The sequence below is a fragment of the Sinomicrobium weinanense genome, assembly GCF_018863395.1.
GTDB classification, from domain to species: Bacteria; Bacteroidota; Bacteroidia; order Flavobacteriales; family Flavobacteriaceae; genus Sinomicrobium; species Sinomicrobium weinanense.
In genome coordinates this window covers 69709-89954 of record NZ_JAHKRR010000006.1, presented here as the reverse complement: position 1 = coordinate 89954, position 20246 = coordinate 69709, and the positions used below count along the sequence as shown (strand labels likewise).

The following is a 20246-nucleotide window of genomic DNA, read 5'->3' as shown; positions in this document are numbered from 1 at the left end:
TGCAAATTAAAACCGCTGTGAAAGACAACCATCAGTTCTAAAAAAGATACAAATCCCCCCCTTGAGGCGATGTGCTGAGTTCAGTCGAAGCGGGGGACCAAGGGGGTGTCATCACATATAAAACAAAATATTAAAAAATAAATAAACATTTATGCTACTACAACTTAACAACATCTTTAAATGGGTAAACAGCGGAGGGCGGAGAACATTTCTGCTAAAAGACATCAACCTGACCGTGGAAGAAGGAGAATTTATTTCCATCATGGGCCCTTCCGGTTCGGGAAAGACCACCCTGCTCAATGTTGTCGGGATGCTCGACGGTTTTAACGAAGGTGAATATAACTTTATGGATGAATCCGTACACCAGTTAAAAGAAAAACACCGGGCCAATCTGTACAAGGAATATATCGGCTTTGTGTTCCAGGCCTATCACCTTATCGACGAACTCACCGTATATGAGAATATAGAGACTCCCCTGCTCTATAAAAAAATGAAGTCATCCGAACGCAAGGCCCTGGTGGCCGATATGCTGGACAGGTTTAACATCGTAGGCAAAAAGGACCTGTTCCCCGAGCAGCTCAGCGGGGGGCAGCAACAACTGGTAGGTATAGCCAGGGCCCTTATTTCAAAGCCCAAACTCATCCTGGCCGACGAGCCTACGGGAAACCTCAACTCCAAACAGGGCGAAGAGATCATGGACCTCTTTAAACAACTCAACGAAGAAGGTGTAACCATTATCCAGGTAACGCATTCGGAAAAGAATGCAGCCTACGGCTCCCGGATCATAGAACTGCTCGACGGGAGGGAAATTAAATAATAAGCCATGTTAGCCAGACTCATCACCATACTTTGTCTCACGGCCTGTTTTACCCTGTATTCCCAGGAAGACACCCAACCTGTCACCCTGGAATACTGTATAGAAACTGCGCTTCAGAACAACCTTGACCTTAAGAGCTCGAAGTTAAAAGCGGAGACTTCCGATGTAAATTACCGGCAGTCCCGGGCCAATATCCTGCCCACTCTGAATGCCAATTACAACCTGGGGCTTTCCAGCGGACGGAGTATAGATCCTTATACGAATAGCTATTTAGACCAACGGCTCACCTATTCCAATGCAGGGTTGCGCCTTAACGCGGTGGTCTTTAACGGTTTCAGGATGTTAAATACCATCCGTCAGAACCGCTACAACCTGCAGGCGGCTGAAATGGAAGTGAAGGAAGCGCAGCAAAACCTGGTGCTCAACGTCACCCTCGCTTACCTTCAGATACTCAATAACAGGGAACTGCTTAAACAGGCCAAAGCCAGGACAGAAACCACAGAAAAACAACTGGAAAGACTGTCATCCCTTTACGAAGAAGGATCGGGCAACCCGGCCGATTATACCGATATGCAGGGGCAGGAAGCCCTGGACAAGACTGCCGTTATCAATGCGGAGAACAACCTTAAGGTCTCTGTCCTTAACCTATACCAGCTCCTCAATATCGATGATGTCCCTGATACGGCCTTTGCCAGCCTCCAGGCGCTTGACGATATGGAAAAATACCAGCTGTCTGCAGCAGAGGTCATGGACGATGCCCTGGCCAACCTGGCCGCTTTCAAAGCCAAAGAACTTCGCCTGGATGCCGCTAAAAAAGGGGTCAAAGTGGCCCGGGCCGGTTATATCCCGGAGGTCTCGGTCTTCGGGGAGTTGAATACCAACTATTCCAGTGCGGCCGAATTTCTCAACGAGATCGGAAGCTCTGTCGTGGAAACCGGGGATTTTGTTTCCATAGACGGCCAGAATCACCCCGTTTTGCGGGAAGAAATACAGCACGAAGGCGATCCGATAAGCTACGAAGACCAGTTTAACAATAACCTCGGTTCTGCCGTGGGTGTGGCAGTGAATATTCCACTGTTCAACGGTTTTCGTGCGAGGAACAATGTAACCCTTGAAAAGATAAAGCTCGAAGAATCGCGTGTAGACCTGGAAAACACCAGGCTGCAACTCGGACAGGCCATCGAACAGGCATACCTCGATATGGAATCTGCATTTAACCGCTATCACATTTTAACCGGGCAGGTCAAGGCTTTTGAAGAATCTTTCCGCGTCAATGAAGTACGGTTCAACAACGGGGTGTCCAATATCGTGGAATACATCACCAGTAAGAACAACATGGACAATGCCCGGATAAGCCTGGCCAATGCTAAATATGAGTATTTGTTGAGAGTAAGGGTCCTGGACTATTATCGTGGGTTGGGGATGAATTGAGGAAATTTGACCGTATTAGAATTGAGATTATGAGTTTTACCGGACTGTTGCGTATAGAAAATGATTAAGATGATGATCGAAACCGACAACGGGCAACTAATTATCAATATTGTTTCGTTCCCCATATTCCGAAGGCGATACTTTATAGGCTTCTTTAAAACAGGTAGCAAAATAAGCAGGCTGGTTAAATCCGACCCGGTAAGCGACTTCCGAAATACTCACTCCTGATTTTTTGAGTAATTGTGCGGCCAGCCTCAAACGCTGGTCTTTTATAAACTCTGTTGCCGACTGCCCGGTAAGGGCCTTTAACTTACGGTGTAGCTGCATCCGGCTCATGCACATGGCCTCGCCAAAATTTGCCGCATTAAAAACGGGTTCGGTGAGGTTTTTGGCCAGAACTTCTTTAAGCCGTTTTATAAAAACATGATCTTTGGGCGAGACCTTTGCTGTTGTAGTGCTTAACAGGCCCGTATTCCTGAACTGTTGCTGGACCAACTGCCTGTTCTTTAGTAAGTTTTCTATCAATACCCGGAGTTTCTCCTGTTGAAACGGCTTAACGATATAGGCGTCGGCCCCGGTCTTCAAGCCACTGATCTCATTATTGTTCCCGGATTTTGCAGTGAGCAGTATAATAGGGATATGAGAGGTCCGTTCGTCATTCTTAAGGGTGTTTGCCAGGTATATGCCATCTTTTACGGGCATCATTATATCGGAGATAATAACATCGGGGACAGCTTTCAGGGCTTTATCTATGCCCTCCTGCCCGTTTCCGGCTTTTATTACCCGGTAGTCCTGTTTGAATATATTTTCCACAAACAAACATATATCGGCATTATCATCTACAATAAGTAACAGGGGGTTATCATCGGCAAATATATCTCTCCCATTGCTGATTTTACTGTCTTTATGCTCCATACCGGAAAAGGGCTGGGCTTCTTCTGCAGGATAATGTTCTGCGATTTCGTCTTCCGAAAAGGCTTCCCTGACCACGGGAAGGGATACCCGGAAACACACTTCACCGTTTTTATTTTTTGCGACCGCAATGTCCCCGCGGTTTACAGACACCAGTTCTTTGACCAGGGATAGCCCTATCCCTACTCCTCCACTGTTGGTGTCGGACTGGTAAAAGCGGGTGAAAATATGTTCTATATCTGTTTTATCCAGCTGTGAACCGGTATTCGTCACCCGGAAAACCGCATCGCGGCCTTTTTGCATAACCTCTACTTTTACATATCCGTTCCTGTCCGTGTACTTTACGGCATTGGAGAAAAGGTTCGACAAGACCTTGTATAGTATTTCACGATCAAACCAGGCCATTTTTATACCGGTTATGTTATATTGAAACCTGATCTGCTGCTTATCTGCGAGATACTGAAAAGGCTCTAAAAGCTGACGAATAAAAAGCTCCAGGTTGTAATATCCGACAGCGGGCTTTCTGCCCCCGGCATCCAGGCGGGCTAATTCCAGCAACTGGTCTATCAGCTCCATTATGCGGTTGGCATTACGCTGAATAAGGCGGAAATCCAGTTCATCATCGGAAGACAGCCCTTTTTTGGAGAGTTGGTGTTCTACCGGCCCCGAAATAAGGGTTAGAGGTGTCCTGAATTCATGAGAAAGATTAGAAAAGAACCTGGTTTTTATTCTATCGAGTTCCTTTAGCTTTTTAGTGGTTTTTTCCCGGTTCTTGTACAATATAAAAATGCTCACGGCACCGAGGAGCAATATACCGGATATAGCAGTAAAAATGATCTTCTGAGTCTTTTTCTGTTGCCCCACCAGCTTATTCCTGGCCGTTAACAAAGCGATCTCCTGCTTCTTTTTCCCGGTCTGGTAACGGGTTTCGAGTTCTGATAATTCACTTTGATTGATTTTCTTTTCTTTTTCAATTTGAAGCCCATACCACTTTTCCTGGGACAAAAAAGCATTTTTATAATCTTCCCTGGAATGATAGAGTTGGGTCAATCCCTTATAAGCGACCTCTTCAAGATAATTATTCTCCATCCGGGACGCTAATCCCGCCCCTTCTTTCAATTGATTTTCCGCTGCTGTATAACTGCCTTTTCTGGTGCTTAACATCCCTTTGTGTATAAGGGCGCTGGCCATATGAAAAGTATCTTTGTTCTTTACGCCCAACTCGTATTCTTCCTGAAGTACAACTGCTGTTTCATCATACCTGTCTGACAATAAATATACTTTTCCCAGTACGTTGAGTGCTGCAGCACTGTTCTTAGCTATTTCCTGCTCCCTGAAAAATTCCAGGGCCAGTTTTAACAAAGATTCTGCTTTCTCGTACTGTTTACGGATAAAATAAATTTCGGCAATCTCAATATCGATCTCGTACACCAGGATATCCTCTCCCTTTTCTGCATATCCCTGCCTGCCTCTGCTTAAATATTCCAGGCCTTTATCGAGCTGAAGCAACTCTTCTTTAAATATTACACCTATATTGGCTAATGAACTGTTGCAATAAGAGGCTCCCTCCCTGTTATAGGCCATACACAGCGAATCTACCTTCAGATAATAACCGATGGCTTCATGAAAGTTTCGTTCGGATGCAGCAATATCTCCCATTCTTGAATATGCCAACAAGGTATTTTGCGGAAATTCCGAGGCGGAGGCTTCTACAATCTCTTTTAAAACATGTTTGGCAGAATCGGTTTTTCCTTCTTCGAAATATATTGAAGATTTCCAGTTGAGCACATGAAACTCACCCGGCTTATAGCTGCCGTCCTTTTTTAACAGTTTATAAGCCTCATCCAGAATTTGATGCGCTTGTTTGTAATTTTCCCTTCGTATATCCACATAGGCGGTAAATACGGAAAGGTCTGCAATGCCTTTTGGGATCCCGGTTTTTTTGGCATGCTCGTAACCCTTTTCGGTATAAAACCGGGAAGAATCGAGGTTTTTGTGTATCCAGTAGGGAAAAAAATCGTTATACGCTTCAATCCTGATGGAGTCGTTCTCAGTTGTGGCAATGATATTTTTGATGGAATCCAGCTTATGGGAGGTCTGTGCCATACTCATCATACACCCCCATAATACGAGATTAATGGCAAGAAGATATTTTGTATGAACATCAGGGCAGTTAGACATCTGAAAAATTTCAATATATTAAAGTTAAAAAAAGTATTCCGAATACCTGTAAAAACCTACAACAAACCTTTGTAAATCAAAATCATAACACTTATCACTACCAGCATAAAGACTACGATAAAAAACATTTTATGGTTCCATTTGTTTTTCATTTTTCCTACGGATTATCCTGGTTAGAGCTTTATAAATTCTACCCGGCGGTTATGTGCCCTGCCTTCGGCCGATATATTATCGGCAAGAGGTTCGGTTTCTCCTTTACCCTCAATAAATAGCCTCTCTACCTTTACATGGTATGTATTGACCAGGGCCTGCCTTACCGCTTCGGCACGTTTAAAAGACAATTCCTGGTTCTCGAACATAGTTCCATCGGAATCGGTATGGCCTGTAATTTTCAGTTTCAGGGCGGGATCCTCCTGCAATATCCCGGCAATTTCCTTTAAAATACCGTAGGATCCTGGCATTAAGTCAAATGAATTCACAGCAAATTGTATTCCCGAAGTGCTCCACTTTCCATCTTTGTACAGGGTACTCCGAATGTCCTTTCCTGCTTCCGCTATGCGAAGGCCGGTAATGTAAAATCCGTCTTCCGGGGCCGGGATCAATGCTGTAGCCTGAAAATAAAAACTGTTCCGGAGCGATTCCGGTTCAAAAGCGCGGGGCAGGTCAAATATTTTTTCCTGATCCATATACAACCTTATGCGTGTTCCGTTAACGCTGATACTAACCTTTACTACTTTCCCTGCCATCTTATTCGCAGGATATTCCTTGTTGGTTTCACGGCCGGAGTATACTGAGGTGCTATACCCTAGTTCTTTTTTAAAATGAGCTATCTTAAAATAAAAAAGCGCTTTGGACCGCAATCCACTTTTAGCAGGATTGGCACTTCCCGAGAACCCAAAAGTTACAGGAGAACGCTTTATACCTGCCGGATAATACAGAGAAAATTCTACCGTGAAATTTTCCGGCAATGGCCCTCCGGTTTCGGGATAGCTCAATGTTCTGTCCGGAATCCGTAACCATTCACCTTCCCGGCCACTGATGGAGACCACTTCACCCGATCCGTTCGTATTCCATTTAGCAGGAAAATCCCCTTTACGATCTATGGCAAAGTCGTCATAAAACCATACTTTGTCTCCGGCAACAAAGTCGAACCTGCTATTTATCTTTACATTTTGTGTTGCATTATCTTCCTGTGTAACCACCGGTGACCGGCGCTTTTTTTCACCTGCATTTGTATTCGGTTCCAGAATGCTGTCTGTTACATTTTCTATTTCCTTTTCTACCTTGCGCTCCAGTTTGCGCTCAACCGCCTTTTCTGCCTTTTTCTTCAGCTTTTTTAATAACTGGGCATGGGTATCGGGAATAAAGGTTATTGATAAGGATGCAACCAGGATTATATTGAAATAAAATTTTATGGTTTTCATAATTCTTATTTTTTAAATCGCCAAACCCGCCGCGTGTAGTACCCAGGTACTCTGTGTCAGCGGGTTTGACAATTTCCATGATGAACATTTTCCTTAGTGTTTTGATAGCCTAACCTCCATTATTAAGGTTCTCACCCTTTCTGATCATCACAAATGGCGCCGGGTCTTCTTTTGTTTCAATGGTATGTCCGGCAATGTTACCGGGTTTATGATTCAGGGACTTTCCTTCCAGGGAAATTACAATGTCCCCGGCTTCCAGTTGCATAAAACAATGGTTGTAATTGTTTTGAGGAATACGGAACTGTACCCTGCCTGTTGTTCCCGTACCCGATTCGGTATACGTTCCGAAAATATCGTAATGTTCGGGAAATTCTCCTTCATAAGTTGCCAGGTCTCCAAGGACAATGGTACCCTTCCGTTCGCCAATCACAACGTCCCAAGTAGAATTTTCAAAACTTTTGGGCAGGAAAGGACGAGGTGTTTGGGTCCCTCCGGAAAGGGCCCCTGCTTTCCTGGCATATCCCCCGTAAATACGGCCGTCCGGATCGGTGTGGAAACCGGCCATAAAATCGCTATCACTATAATAATATTCAAACTTTCTTCCTTTTAGCTTATCCCAACGTAAATTGGGTTCACTTCCGCTGAAGTAAAAAGTGATCTTATTGCCGTCAAAAGAGCCATTAACGCGATAGGCCTTATCATTCATAAACAAGCTGCCTATTCTCCTGTCTGGTACACCAAGCCAGTCCGTAGGCCAGTATCCGGGGATGTGATACATATCGAGAATGGCTTCATGGCCGTCAAATACCAGTTGCCACCTGCCCAAGGGTTGCACGTCTTCCCAGGGCCCCGTATTGAACAGGGGTACCGTAATATAGGCCATAGCCAACCCGTATCGCCTCACAAAATCGTAAGAGATATAGGTAAAACCCTGGTCATCACTGGTGCGAAATGTAGGCCCCCAGCTATTTTTCACCATGAAATAATGATTATCGGGATCGGAATCGGTTTTATCGAACCCGACGATCAGCATGCTATGGGCTATATTGCCTGAGCAACCGCTATCGCCCGTTTCGCAAGGCCTCCAGATATCGCCGTACTTGACATTTCCGGCAAAATCCCAGACAACCTCCAATCCGCGCCGTAAAATACTTTCAATGGCCGTTACATTCCGGGCATCCGCCGGATCGGGATAAAACCTTCCGGACCCTGCTCCGTGAAAATTTTCGTTGTGCAGCACCTGGCGGGTAAGGTTTACCGTATCGAGATTAAAGCTGTTGGCATACCATTGGATTTTATTCCGGGGGTCGCCATAAGGAAAAAAATTGGTACTGGCCGCATAGTCGCTCTCCAGGGGGCGGTAGGCCATATCGGTTTCCAGGGGGACTTTCATCCCCTGGTCGAAAAAGTAGGCTACCGAATGCGCTCCGCCACCACCTCCAAAAGCACCTATCTGGTTTTCTATTTTGTTTGGGCCGCCTAGCGCTATTTCGTCCCATTCCGGGTGCAACCAGAAGTTTTTGCGCATATAATTCACAAATTCTTCTGACAGGTCTTTGTCTCCATACCCCAGGCGTTTAAAAGATGCTTCGAGGGCCGCTACGGCAGCAAAGGTTTGACATGATGTCCTGCCTCCCTGGTTGCGTATCGGGGTCTGCTGCGGGCGAAGGTCTACCCGGAGCCTGCTAATGTCCACGTCGGGTGGCGTTTCCGTAGGCGGGTCAATACAGCCTGCAATTACAAGTAACAATCCTGCCAGTACACTGGTAAATCTTAAAGTTTTCATGGTTTCTATGTTTTTAATGATTTTTATCTATTGTAGTATGACGGCCACCGAAAGGGCAAAATAATGCCGAGTGCCGTCGGTAAGGGGGTGAGCCACACCGTTTTTCCATAGCATGGACACTGTTGCTGTATCAGTACTTTCAATGCCGGCCACATAAACATCTTTACCTGTTACAGCTACAGATCTGCCCCAGGTTTTTTGCGTGTCGTCAATAGCGGGCAGTGGCTGTGCCTCACCATTTTTCCAGAGCATGGCTACTGAATTTGTACCATCATTTATACTGCCGGTGGCATACAGGTCTTGTCCAACTGCCAAAATCGATTCGACGACACTAAAATTTGTTGGTTCTGCAAGCGCTTGGGCAGTACCGTTTTTCCAGATGGTGGCTACGTCGTTCCCTAATCTTGCTTCGCACCCTGCCACATAAACATCCTCGCCCGACACTGCTACGGTATAGCCAGCTGCAAATTGTGAGCCATCACTAAGTTGTTGTGCCATGATGCTTCCTGTATTATTCGCAGGCAGATTCCACAACATGGCAACCGGGACATGGGCGGAATCGGACCACTCAGTCCCTGCGATATAAATAGTGTCGTCGGAAACCACAACAGAATATGCTTTAGAATCTCTGTCGGACAAGGGTTGCTTCACACCGTTTTTCCAAAGTGCGGCCAGATTGTGAGTGCCATTGTGTTCAGAGCCCACCACATAAAAGTCATCGCCCGCCACTGCCACTGAAAAGGCCGCAGCATGATGTGTCCCGTCGGTAAGGGGATGGGCCACCCCGTTTTTCCATAGCATGGCCACGTTGTTGGTGCCGTTGTTTTGAACACCGGTCACGTAAACGTCTTCACCCACAACTGCTACAGATGAGGCATGGGCATCCTGCGACCCATCGGTAAGGGCTTGTGACACACCATCTTTCCAAAGGGTGGCTACATAGTGTGTACCGTTGTTTTCACCTCCTACCACATAGACTACCGGGTCAGGGTCAGGGCTGGGTAGGGGGTATGAGGTGTCGTCGTCTTTGCTACAGTTTATTAGCATAACGACAGTAAAAAAAAGGCCTAAGAACTTTATTGTTTTCATGAGTTCTGTAATTTTATGGTTTCTACTTTTTTAAAAGTTTTGGGAAACCATTTTATTCCGACCCGGGTGTAATTTTCATTGCACAATTAATCAGGTATATTGTAATGCGCTTTAACAGCATCATAATCGGAATAATCCAGGGCCGACTTTGCCGGGAGATTGACATTTCCGGGAATAATAACATAGCGTATCCTGTTACGTATAATACCTCCAACCTGGCCTTCAGTCTCTTCAGCGGTAAAGTCCGAACCGTATTTTTTTATAGTTATCCAGATACTGGTGGAACTTCTGTATATCACGCTTCTTTCTATGACCAGGTTCCCGGCCGTATTATATGAGTTCCACGGCAGCAAAAATGTAGAGCCGTTATTTGTTCTCCAGTATACCAGTGTAGCTCCGCCTTCTAACCAGGTATCGCTAAAATTACTGTCCTCCACTTCCATCCTTTTAAACCGGACTAAATCGCTCATGTTCCAGTCCGGAAAAAACCAATCGGAATACATGACATTGGCGTTCCCGTCTTCGCCATCCTGACCATCTTGCCCATCCTGACCGTCTACACCATCTTCTCCCGCAGGGCCTTGTTCTCCCTGAGGACCTTGTTCTCCCTCAGACCCCTGTTCTCCCTGAGGTCCCTGTTCACCTTGTACCCCCTGTTCGCCCTGCGGACCGGGAGGACCAATATCACCATCTTCGGCCGAACAGGCTACCAATCCGATACTTACAATCAATACGATAAAAAAATTAAATGCAGTTTTCATCTGTTTATTTTTTATTTGTTTTTCTTCTGTCAGATGGAATGCCCAAAATAATCATGTCGGTTGGTTTGCTGTTTTGTTAATGGGCATTTCATAACGCTACTTTTCATTTTGGTTATTAATTAATTCTTTTTTGGAAAGTGGCAGGGGAGAATGATCACTTCAAAAGTAGACCAGCAAAACAATAAGGAATTTCAGATATGTAACAAAGGCTTTTTTATATGTAACAACACCAGAAACCCCTTAATTTACAGGCTATGGATTAAACCGTTTTACACCTGATTCGTAAAAAAGCAGAGAGCACCCGGGGTTTGAGTTCCGGTTTCTGTCTATCCGGAAATTCTGCAGGTAGGTTTAAACAAGGATATTTTAACATTAAAACCAACAAACAGACATTTTTTCATTAAAGCCTGAACACATTTTTATCATTTCTAAAAAAATATTTACTTTTATGCGGATTTCGCTATTTTGCTGTTGCTTTTATGCAATCGATTTCGTAAAAAATATTTTAACGTTTTGGACAGAAGAAATTTTATAAAAAATAGTTCTCTTGGTACCAGCGCCCTGTTGTTTTCCGGGGCCATGTGGAACAGTTTTGCCACAATCGGAAATGACCAGGTATATCGCATAGGCATTATCGGTTTCGGTGACCGCGGAAGCGGGCTTTTTAATGTCCTCCGTGACTTTCATAACAAGTTTGAGGTCACAGCCATCTGCGATCCGCTCGATTTCCGGCAGGACCATGCCCGGAAGGCGGCCGACACCAACAAGGTAAAGCTATACAGAGACCATCGTAAACTACTCGAAAACAAGGAGATCGATGCCGTGATCATAGCCACACCGCTAAACACACACTACGAGATCGCTAAAAATTCGATCGAGGCCGGAAAACACGTCCTCCTCGAAAAAGCAATGGCCTTTACGACCGACCAGGCCCTGAACCTGGCCCGTATTGCGGAAAACCATCCCCGACAAACCCTTCAAATTGGTCACCAGTACCGCTACTCTCCCCTCTATTACAAGGTCCGTAAAATGATACAGGACGGATATCTCGGTAAAGTCACCCAAATAGATGCCCGGTGGGACCGCAACTGGAACTGGAGAAGGCCGGTTCCGGACCCGAAACTCGAAAGGAAGATCAACTGGCGTATGTACAAGGATTATTCCGGCGGCCTCCCGGCCGAACTCCTCTCCCACCAGATGGATTTCATACACTGGGCTTTCGATTGCCTCCCTACCACCATATACGGGACAGGCGGGATCGACCGCTACAAGGACGGCAGGGAGACCTATGACAACGTACAGGTAAATATCCGCTACGAAAAAGAAGACATGATCGGCAACTTCGGCGCCACCTGCTCCAATCAGCACGACGGATACTCTTTCCGGATCAAAGGGTCTAAGGGTATGGTATCCCTGCTGGTGGACGATGGCCTCTTCTATCCCGAACCCGAAACCCGGAAAGAACTGGAGGAAGTGGATGGCGTAAGCGGGGCCACAAAGCTCACATGGAGCGATGACAAAAATGGTATCCGCCTCGTGGATTCACCCCTGAAAGACGGTAGTTATTACGCCTTTCAGGATTTTTACAGGGCCATTTCCGAAAACACTCTCCCCGATTCCAACGTCTACACCGGTGGCAGCACAGCCATCTGTGTAGCCCTGGCCAATAAATCCATATACGGAGGAGGGATCTGCAAATGGCAACCGGAGTACTCCCTCGGCTCCGTAGCTCCTGAGCGAAGCCAAAGGGCCCGGGAACCGGAAAAAACATCAAACATAGAACATTAAACATTCAACTTTGAACTTTAAACCTTTAATTAACAAACCAATATTACAAAAATGCGAAAACTGAGTATCCTTGCCTTGGCGTGTATCGCTTCCCTGTGTTTTGTACAATGCGCTCCCGAAAAAAAGAACCCGCCGGACGGGTGGACCTATCTGTTTGACGGAAAAACCCTTAACGGATGGAAGCCTGTTGCAGGAGAAGCAGAGTTTATCGTCGAAGACAGCACCATTGTGGGTGTTGCCAAAGCCAATACACCTAACACTTTTTTGATCAGCGAACAGGAATATGGCGACTTTATCCTGGAGCTCGATATCAAGGTAGAGCACAAAACCAGTAATTCCGGCGTACAAATACGCAGCAATTACGACCCCGAAGGCAAAAAAGGCAAGGGGCTGGTCTACGGCTATCAGGTAGAACTGGACCCTTCTGAAAGAGCCTGGGCCGGGGGCATCTATGACGAAGCAAGACGTGGATGGCTATACCCGCTTTCCCTGAATCCGGAAGCGAGCAAAGCATTCAAATTCGGCGAATACAACACATACAAGATCGAAGCCATAGGCAATGAGATCAAGACCTGGATAAATGGTGTAGAGACCGCCTACCTCATAGACAGTACCGATGCCAGGGGTATCATTGGCCTCCAGGTACACAGCATAGGCAACCCGGAAGATGCCGGGAACAAGACCTATTTTAAAAATATACGTATAAAAACCGATAGCCTGAAACCAACACCCTTTAAAAAGGAAGTATACGTAGTAAACAACCTGAAGAACAACCTTTCCGAATACGAAAAGCAAACCGGCTGGAAACTGCTCTTCAATGGTAAGGACGGCGAAGGATGGGTAGGTGCCTATAAAGACAGCTTCCCCGATTTCGGATGGACCATTGACAACGGCATACTGACCATCGAAGCCTCCGACGGCAAAGAATCCGCCAATGCAGGAGATATCGTCACCACCCGGGAATACAGTGCTTTTGACCTTTCCTTTGACTTTAAACTTACAGAAGGCGCCAACAGCGGGGTAAAATATTTCGTTACCCTTAGCGAAGGCAATAAAGGTTCTGCCATAGGGCTGGAATACCAGATCCTCGACGATGAGAAACATCCGGATGCCAAAAAGGGAAAAGGCGGAAACCGTACCCTGGCCTCCCTGTACGACCTTATCAAAGCCGAAAAACAACCCAGGTTTACCAAACCCATCGGCGAATGGAACAAAGGCCGGGTTATAGTATATCCCGACAACAAAGTAGAACATTACCTCAACGGGGTCAAAGTACTGGAATATCAACGCGGATCGGAAGCCTATCGGAAACTTGTGGCCGAAAGCAAATACAAAATATGGGAAAACTTCGGAGAAGCCCCGAAAGGCCATATCCTCCTTCAGGACCACGGTAACAAAGTGAGCTTTAAGAGTGTCAAGATAAAGGAACTCCACAATTAACCACCTCCTTTAAAGAAATATTTATCCCCCCTTGAGGGGGGACCCAGGGGGGTGTTTTCCCCAAAATCACCAAAAACAATCACCAAATGAAACGAAGAAAATTCATAAAAAACTCCGCCCTGGCCACCGCCGGGCTTACCACCATGAGTACGATGGGCTTTACCGCCCAAAGCTATAACCGCATCATCGGCGCCAACGACCGGCTGAACATAGCCATTATGGGACTGGGCAGAAGGCTCGGCGCTTATGTTCCTCCCATCAGCAGGAAAGAAAGCAATGTAGAGCTGTTATACCTTTGCGACGTTATGAAATCGCAACGGGAAAAGGCAGCAACACGCTTTGCCGAGCACCTGGACTATAACCCTAAACTGGAAAACAGCATATTAAAAATACTGGAAGACAAAAAGGTAGACGCCATTATCAATGCCACACCAGACCACTGGCACGGGCCAGGTACCTGGCTGGCTGTGGAGGCAGGAAAACACGTTTATGTGGAAAAGCCGTGCTGCCATAACCCCAAAGAAGGCGAACTGCTGGTAGCCTACCAGAAAAAATACAACAAGGTGATCCAGATGGGCAACCAGCAACGGTCGGCCGAACCCAGTATAGAGATCATTAACGAAATACACAACGGGGCTATCGGCAACCCTTACCTGGCCGTAGCCCACTATGCAAATAGTCGTGGGGAAGTGATCGTTCCGAAGAAAGCGCCCGTACCCGACGGACTGGACTGGGACCTCTTCCAGGGACCTGCTCCCCGAAGGGCCTATACGCACGATACCTGGGATTATAACTGGCATTGGTATGGCTGGGACTTCGGTACTGCCGAAACCGGAAACAATGCCACCCACGAGCTCGATATTGCCCGCTGGGCCCTGCAGGTGGAATTTCCGAACAAGGTGATGGTCAATGCCGAAAAACGCCACTGGCCCGAAGACGGATGGAGCATGTACGACACCATGGACGCCACCTTCGAATTCGGCGACGACAAAAAAACCATAAAGTGGGACGGAAAAAGCCGTAATGGCTACAACACCTATGGCAAAGGCCGCGGAACCATTATTTACGGAACAGAAGGAACCGTATTTGTAGACCGCGAAGGATATGAGCTGTATGACCGGTCGGGCAAACTGATCAAAGAACGGAAATCAGAAGGTGGCGAAGCCGGGACCCAACTCGGCGGAGGCGGAGATATTTCCACTACACACATGGTCAATTTCTTCGAAACCATCCGGGGAAAAGAAAAACAAAGGTCCCCTATCGACGAAGGCGCCAAAAGCACCCTGCTATGCCACCTGGCCAATATGGCATACCGCACCGGCGAAACCCTCGAATGCGATCCCAGAAACGGACACATCACCAACAGTCAGAAAGGCCAGGCTCTCTGGGGCCGAACCTACGAACCCGGATGGGAACCACAACAACTGGTGTAATTTACGATTTCCGGTTCCTGAGCAAAGCCGAAGGATACGATTTCCGGTTCCCGAACAGAACCGACAAACAATTTAAACCTGCCCGCCCCGGCAGGTTTATTTTTAACAAATGGTCCCCGAAAAGCCCAACATCTCCCCCCTCGAGGCGATGTGCTGAGCCCTTCGACCGAGCTCAGGATAAACTGAAGTCGAAGCAGGGGATCAAGGGGGGGGGTCCCCCTCCACCCCGTCCAAATCCACCCATTCCCCTCATCCATACCTAAACGCAATCCCCCCTTCCGTATTTCACAAATCTTTCTCCGTATCTTTGTCAGATACACTTAAGATAAAGACCATGAAAATATACACCAAAACCGGAGATAAAGGCACAACCGCCCTTTTCGGGGGCACCAGGGTCCCCAAACACCATATCCGCATAGAAGCCTACGGCACCGTAGACGAACTCAATTCCTGGATAGGACTGATACGCGATCAGGATGTCCCCGACAGCGTGCACAAAATATTGCTCTCTGTCCAGGACCACCTGTTTACTCTGGGGGCCATGCTTGCCACAGACCCGGAAAAAGCCGTATTGAAAAGCGGAAAGCAGCGACTGGACATCCCCAAAGTCTCATCAGAAGACGTCACTACCCTCGAACGGGAAATAGACCACATGAACGAAGAGCTCCCTCCCATGACACATTTCGTTCTCCCCGGGGGGCACTCCACAGTGTCATATTGTCATATAGCGCGCTGTGTCTGCCGCCGGGCCGAACGACTGGCCACCCAACTCTATGACATTGAACCCTTTGACGAGGGTATACTACAATATCTCAATCGTCTTTCTGACTATCTCTTTGTATTGGCACGAAAGTTGTCTCACACGCTCAAAGCAGAAGAAATAAAATGGATCCCCAAAAAAGGGGAAAGAAAATAAGGCTTTTTCCCTCACCTAAAAAAATGATCTGCACATCATTACAAGGTTTTAACGCAGAGATTTCAAAAAGAGGTTACACGGTCCGTCCAAAAGAACAACCAAAAGAAAATTTTGCCGGATCGACAACCTGTGATCTTTTTTATTGAGTAAAAGCCAATAAAACACACATTTTATTACGTTCTTAAAATTAATGAGTAAATAAAATAGTTTTAACTTGACTTTTTAGTTTAAAAATTTATTTTTGCAAAAAATAAAAACCGAATAGCACATGTATTGGACATTAGAACTGGCATCCTATCTGAGTGATGCACCTTGGCCGGCTACAAAAGACGAATTGATCGACTATGCTATTAGAACCGGGGCTCCGCTGGAGGTAGTGGAAAATCTGCAAGCCATGGAGGATGAGGGTGAGATATATGAGTCTATTGAAGAGATCTGGCCAGACTATCCTACAGAGGAAGATTACCTTTGGAATGAAGATGAATATTAAGAAAACCGCAAAAAATAAAAAGTCTCCGAGGAGGCTTTTTTTTTGCCCTGCATGGTAAAATAAGGGGGAAATAGCAGAGCCTGATTACTTTTTAATCACAATAGCCTTAGCCCGCCAATTCCCTGCCGATCAATAGACCGGTCCACTGTTTTTTTCATTAGCTTTGTAAAAAGTTTACAGCGGAAGACAGCAAAGGCGCGACTATGGGGATGGACATCCGTGCCCCTCTCCCACATTCAAATTAAAAATAAAACCGTTATGAGTTTACTGAATTCTGTTATCAAAGTCTTTGTAGGAGATAAGGCGAAGAAGGACATTAAAGAGATACAGCCATTAGTGGATAAGATCAAGACATTCGAACAGCAATTGTCTGCATTATCCAATGACGAACTACGGGACAAAACCATCGATTTCAAGTCCCAGATCAAAGAGGCCAGGGCTTCTTTTGACGAAAAAATAGCACAATTACAGAACGAGGCGGAGGTTTCGGAAGATATAGACAAAAAAGAAGATATCTACGCCGAGATCGACAAACTCAACGACGAAGCCTACGGGGCCACCGAAGACAAGCTCAACGAAATACTTCCCGAGGCCTTTGCCGTTGTTAAGGAAACCGCAAAACGTTTTGCCAATAACAAGACCCTTACCGTAACCGCCAGCCCTTTTGACAGGGAATTATCGGCCACAAATGACTACGTCACCATAGAAGGCGACAATGCTGTCTGGAAAAATTCCTGGGACGCTGCCGGAAAAGAGGTTACCTGGGACATGGTACACTACGATGTACAGCTCATAGGTGGTGTGGCCCTGCACCAGGGAAAGATCGCGGAAATGCAGACCGGGGAAGGTAAGACCCTGGTAGCTACACTCCCGGTCTACCTCAATGCCCTTACCGGCAATGGCGTGCACCTGGTTACCGTAAACGACTATCTCGCAAAACGTGACAGCGCCTGGATGGGACCGCTGTTCGAATTTCACGGCCTTTCCATAGACTGCATAGACAAGCACCAGCCCAATTCCGATGGGCGCAGACAAGCATATAATGCCGATATCACCTACGGTACCAACAACGAATTCGGCTTTGATTATCTCCGGGACAATATGGCTCATACCCCGGGCGACCTCGTGCAACGCCCGCACAACTATGCCATCGTCGATGAGGTCGATTCCGTACTCGTAGACGACGCCCGTACCCCGCTTATCATTTCCGGTCCCGTACCACAGGGCGACAGGCACGAATTCAACGAATTGAAACCTACAGTTGGCGATCTCGTACAAAAACAACGCCAGTACCTTACAGGGGTGCTCGCCGAAGCCAAAAAACTCATTGCCGAAGGAAACACCAAAGACGGAGGCTTCCTTCTGCTCCGGGTACACCGCGGACTCCCCAAAAACAAAGCACTTATCAAATTCCTGAGTGAAGAAGGTATAAAACAACTCCTGCAAAAGACCGAAAACCACTATATGCAGGACAATAACCGGGAAATGCCCAAGGTCGATGCCGAATTGCTCTTTGTCATTGATGAAAAGAACAATCAAATAGACCTTACAGACCGGGGAGTAGAATATCTCTCCGGAGATACCGATCCGGATTTCTTTGTGATGCCCGATATAGGAACAGAGATCGCCAAAATAGAAAAACAAGGCCTTCCCGTAGAAGAAGAAGCCGAACTCAAAGAAAAACTCTTCAAGGAATTCGGTGTAAAAAGTGAGCGTATCCACACCATGAACCAACTGCTCAAGGCCTATACCCTCTTCGAAAAAGACACCGAATACGTAGTGATTGACAACAAGGTGATGATCGTGGACGAACAGACCGGCCGTATCATGGAAGGCCGCCGTTATTCCGACGGGCTTCACCAGGCTATCGAAGCCAAAGAGAACGTAAAGATCGAAGACGCCACCCAGACCTTTGCCACCGTTACGTTGCAGAACTACTTCCGGATGTACCGTAAACTTGCTGGGATGACCGGTACGGCCATTACCGAAGCCGGCGAATTCTGGGAAATATACAAGCTCGACGTGATGGAGATCCCCACCAACAGGCCTATCGCCCGGCAAGACAAACAAGATCTGATTTATAAAACCAAACGCGAAAAATACAATGCGGTTATCGAAGAAGTCACCGAGCTCTCCAAAGCAGGAAGGCCGGTACTTATCGGTACCACTTCCGTAGAGATCTCCGAATTGCTCAGCAAAATGCTGAAACTCCGTAAAGTGCCGCACAACGTCCTCAACGCCAAGCTGCACAAGAAAGAGGCCGACATCGTAGCAGAAGCCGGTAATCCCGGGGTAGTGACCATCGCTACCAACATGGCAGGGCGGGGTACGGACATTAAACTGACCAGGGAAGTGAAAGAAGCAGGCGGGCTGGCCATCATCGGTACAGAACGCCACGACTCCAGGCGGGTAGACAGGCAGCTCAGAGGTCGTTCCGGACGTCAGGGTGACCCGGGTAGCTCCCAGTTCTACGTCTCTCTCGAAGACAATCTCATGCGCTTGTTCGGCTCCGAACGCGTGGCCAAGATGATGGACAGGATGGGGCTCAAAGAAGGCGAGGTCATCCAGCACTCCATGATGACCAAATCTATTGAACGCGCCCAGAAAAAAGTGGAAGAGAACAACTTCGGCATCCGTAAGCGCCTGCTGGAATACGACGACGTAATGAACGCCCAGCGTGAGGTCGTCTATAAAAGGAGAAAGCACGCCCTTCAGGGCCGACGGCTCAAGGTGGATATCGCCAACATGATATTCGACACTTGCGAAGTGATCACCGAAACCAACAAAGCCGCTAACGACTATAAGAATTTTGAGTTCGAACTCATCAAATTCTTTTCACTCGTATCCCCTGTTTCCGAAGAGGAATTCGGCAAAATGCTTCCCCAGGAGATCACCGGAAAGATCTACAAAGCCGCATACCAGCACTATAACGACAAGATCGAACGCAACGCAGCGACCGCTTTCCCGGTAATAAAGAACGTATATGAAAACCAGGGCGACAGGTTTGAGCGTATCGTAGTCCCCTTTACCGATGGTACCAAAACCCTTAACGTAGTCACCAACCTCAAGGAGGCCTACGAAAGTAACGGTAAAAAACTGATCGCCGATTTTGAAAAGAACATCACCCTGGCCATCATAGACGAAGCCTGGAAAACCCACCTCCGCAAGATGGACGAGCTGAAACAATCCGTACAGCTCGCCGTTCACGAACAGAAAGACCCCCTGCTGATCTATAAGTTCGAAGCCTTCGAACTCTTTAAAAGCATGATCGAAAACGTGAACAAAGAGGTCATCACCTTCCTGTTTAAGGGAGAACTCCCAACACAGGACACCTCTAACATCCAGGAAGCCAGGGAACCGAAGAAAAAAGAAAACTACAAAACTTCCAAAGAAGAAGTACTGAACAGCGACGAACTGGCTGCCCGTAACAGGGAGGCAGGGCAAACTCAGTCCCAACGGCCACAGGTCACTGAAACCATCGTCAGGGACAAACCCAAAATAGGCCGGAACGACCGGGTGACTATCAAGAACGTCATGAGCGGCGAAAGCCAGACCATGAAATACAAACAGGCCGAACCCCTGATCAAAAAAGGGGAATGGGTGCTTACCGAAGAATAGTAGCCCCTCACGACAACCTGTCTACAACACAGGCTGCCCTCTAAAAAGTGATCTTTGCGTCAACCTGAACCCCGATGTATCGGAGCAGGGAATAACAGGTTACAGAGCTTTTTAGAGGGCAGCCTATTTTTTTTCGTATCTTTATCATAGCCAACCACTT

General features: G+C 46.9%; 13 protein-coding genes. 8 read left to right on the top strand and 5 right to left on the bottom strand.

Features of this window, described 5'->3' with window-relative positions; genetic code table 11:
* The first annotated feature begins 151 nt into the window (after positions 1 to 151).
* Positions 152 to 817: an ABC transporter ATP-binding protein gene (locus KN811_RS16445; protein ID WP_187963906.1), complete on the top strand. Its 666-nt coding sequence runs from the start codon at positions 152 to 154 to the stop codon at positions 815 to 817.
* 6 nt (positions 818 to 823) lie between these two features.
* A complete protein-coding gene (locus KN811_RS16440) occupies positions 824 to 2248 on the top strand; it encodes a TolC family protein (protein ID WP_187963905.1) in 1425 nt (474 codons plus the stop codon).
* A 96-nt stretch (positions 2249 to 2344) separates the two neighbouring features.
* Here the strand turns inward: KN811_RS16440 and KN811_RS16435 are convergent, their stop codons facing one another.
* The 5 genes from KN811_RS16435 to KN811_RS16415 form a co-directional block, all read right to left on the bottom strand.
* Positions 2345 to 5341, bottom strand: coding sequence for a response regulator (locus KN811_RS16435; RefSeq protein WP_187963904.1), 2997 nt, complete (start codon positions 5339 to 5341; stop codon positions 2345 to 2347).
* A gap of 173 nt (positions 5342 to 5514) precedes the next feature.
* Positions 5515 to 6765 (bottom strand): OmpA family protein, encoded by a 1251-nt coding sequence (locus tag KN811_RS16430; RefSeq protein WP_187963903.1) that lies wholly within the window; start codon positions 6763 to 6765, stop codon positions 5515 to 5517.
* A 109-nt stretch (positions 6766 to 6874) separates the two neighbouring features.
* Positions 6875 to 8551 carry a C1 family peptidase gene (locus KN811_RS16425; protein ID WP_187963902.1) on the bottom strand — a complete coding sequence of 559 codons (1677 nt, stop codon included), beginning with the start codon at positions 8549 to 8551 and terminating at the stop codon, positions 6875 to 6877.
* 27 nt (positions 8552 to 8578) lie between these two features.
* On the bottom strand, positions 8579 to 9640 hold the full coding sequence (locus KN811_RS16420) for a Kelch repeat-containing protein (protein ID WP_187963901.1): 1062 nt from the start codon (positions 9638 to 9640) through the stop codon (positions 8579 to 8581).
* An 86-nt stretch (positions 9641 to 9726) separates the two neighbouring features.
* Positions 9727 to 10401: a collagen-like protein gene (locus KN811_RS16415; protein WP_187963900.1), complete on the bottom strand. Its 675-nt coding sequence runs from the start codon at positions 10399 to 10401 to the stop codon at positions 9727 to 9729.
* A gap of 513 nt (positions 10402 to 10914) precedes the next feature.
* On the opposite strand from KN811_RS16415, the gene KN811_RS16410 reads away from it, so the two are divergent.
* The 6 genes from KN811_RS16410 to secA all read left to right on the top strand — a co-directional run bounded on the left by KN811_RS16410 (position 10915) and on the right by secA (position 20086).
* A complete protein-coding gene (locus tag KN811_RS16410) occupies positions 10915 to 12189 on the top strand; it encodes a Gfo/Idh/MocA family protein (protein ID WP_187963899.1) in 1275 nt (424 codons plus the stop codon).
* A gap of 51 nt (positions 12190 to 12240) precedes the next feature.
* Positions 12241 to 13629, top strand: a complete 1389-nt coding sequence (locus tag KN811_RS16405) for a 3-keto-disaccharide hydrolase (protein ID WP_187963898.1) — start codon at positions 12241 to 12243, stop codon at positions 13627 to 13629.
* A gap of 86 nt (positions 13630 to 13715) precedes the next feature.
* Positions 13716 to 15062, top strand: coding sequence for a Gfo/Idh/MocA family protein (locus tag KN811_RS16400; protein ID WP_187963897.1), 1347 nt, complete (start codon positions 13716 to 13718; stop codon positions 15060 to 15062).
* Between the two features lie 334 nt (positions 15063 to 15396).
* Positions 15397 to 15978, top strand: a complete 582-nt coding sequence (locus tag KN811_RS16395; RefSeq protein WP_187963896.1) for a cob(I)yrinic acid a,c-diamide adenosyltransferase — start codon at positions 15397 to 15399, stop codon at positions 15976 to 15978.
* Positions 15979 to 16246: 268 nt separating this feature from the next.
* On the top strand, positions 16247 to 16468 hold the full coding sequence (locus KN811_RS16390; protein ID WP_112373142.1) for a DUF2795 domain-containing protein: 222 nt from the start codon (positions 16247 to 16249) through the stop codon (positions 16466 to 16468).
* Positions 16469 to 16726: 258 nt separating this feature from the next.
* Complete coding sequence (secA, locus tag KN811_RS16385) at positions 16727 to 20086, top strand: preprotein translocase subunit SecA (protein WP_187963895.1); 3360 nt, start codon at positions 16727 to 16729, stop codon at positions 20084 to 20086.
* The last annotated feature ends 160 nt before the right edge of the window (positions 20087 to 20246 follow it).

Bases quoted from the DNA above. Each gene is read 5' to 3' on its own strand.
- KN811_RS16445 (WP_187963906.1), top strand. From the start codon at position 152: ATGCTACTACAACTTAACAACATCTTTAAATGGGTAAACAGCGGAGGG.
- KN811_RS16440 (WP_187963905.1), top strand. From the start codon at position 824: ATGTTAGCCAGACTCATCACCATACTTTGTCTCACGGCCTGTTTTACC.
- KN811_RS16435 (WP_187963904.1), bottom strand. From the start codon at position 5,341: ATGTCTAACTGCCCTGATGTTCATACAAAATATCTTCTTGCCATTAAT.
- KN811_RS16430 (WP_187963903.1), bottom strand. From the start codon at position 6,765: ATGAAAACCATAAAATTTTATTTCAATATAATCCTGGTTGCATCCTTA.
- KN811_RS16425 (WP_187963902.1), bottom strand. From the start codon at position 8,551: ATGAAAACTTTAAGATTTACCAGTGTACTGGCAGGATTGTTACTTGTA.
- KN811_RS16420 (WP_187963901.1), bottom strand. From the start codon at position 9,640: ATGAAAACAATAAAGTTCTTAGGCCTTTTTTTTACTGTCGTTATGCTA.
- KN811_RS16415 (WP_187963900.1), bottom strand. From the start codon at position 10,401: ATGAAAACTGCATTTAATTTTTTTATCGTATTGATTGTAAGTATCGGA.
- KN811_RS16405 (WP_187963898.1), top strand. From the start codon at position 12,241: ATGCGAAAACTGAGTATCCTTGCCTTGGCGTGTATCGCTTCCCTGTGT.
- KN811_RS16400 (WP_187963897.1), top strand. From the start codon at position 13,716: ATGAAACGAAGAAAATTCATAAAAAACTCCGCCCTGGCCACCGCCGGG.
- KN811_RS16395 (WP_187963896.1), top strand. From the start codon at position 15,397: ATGAAAATATACACCAAAACCGGAGATAAAGGCACAACCGCCCTTTTC.
- KN811_RS16390 (WP_112373142.1), top strand. From the start codon at position 16,247: ATGTATTGGACATTAGAACTGGCATCCTATCTGAGTGATGCACCTTGG.
- secA (WP_187963895.1), top strand. From the start codon at position 16,727: ATGAGTTTACTGAATTCTGTTATCAAAGTCTTTGTAGGAGATAAGGCG.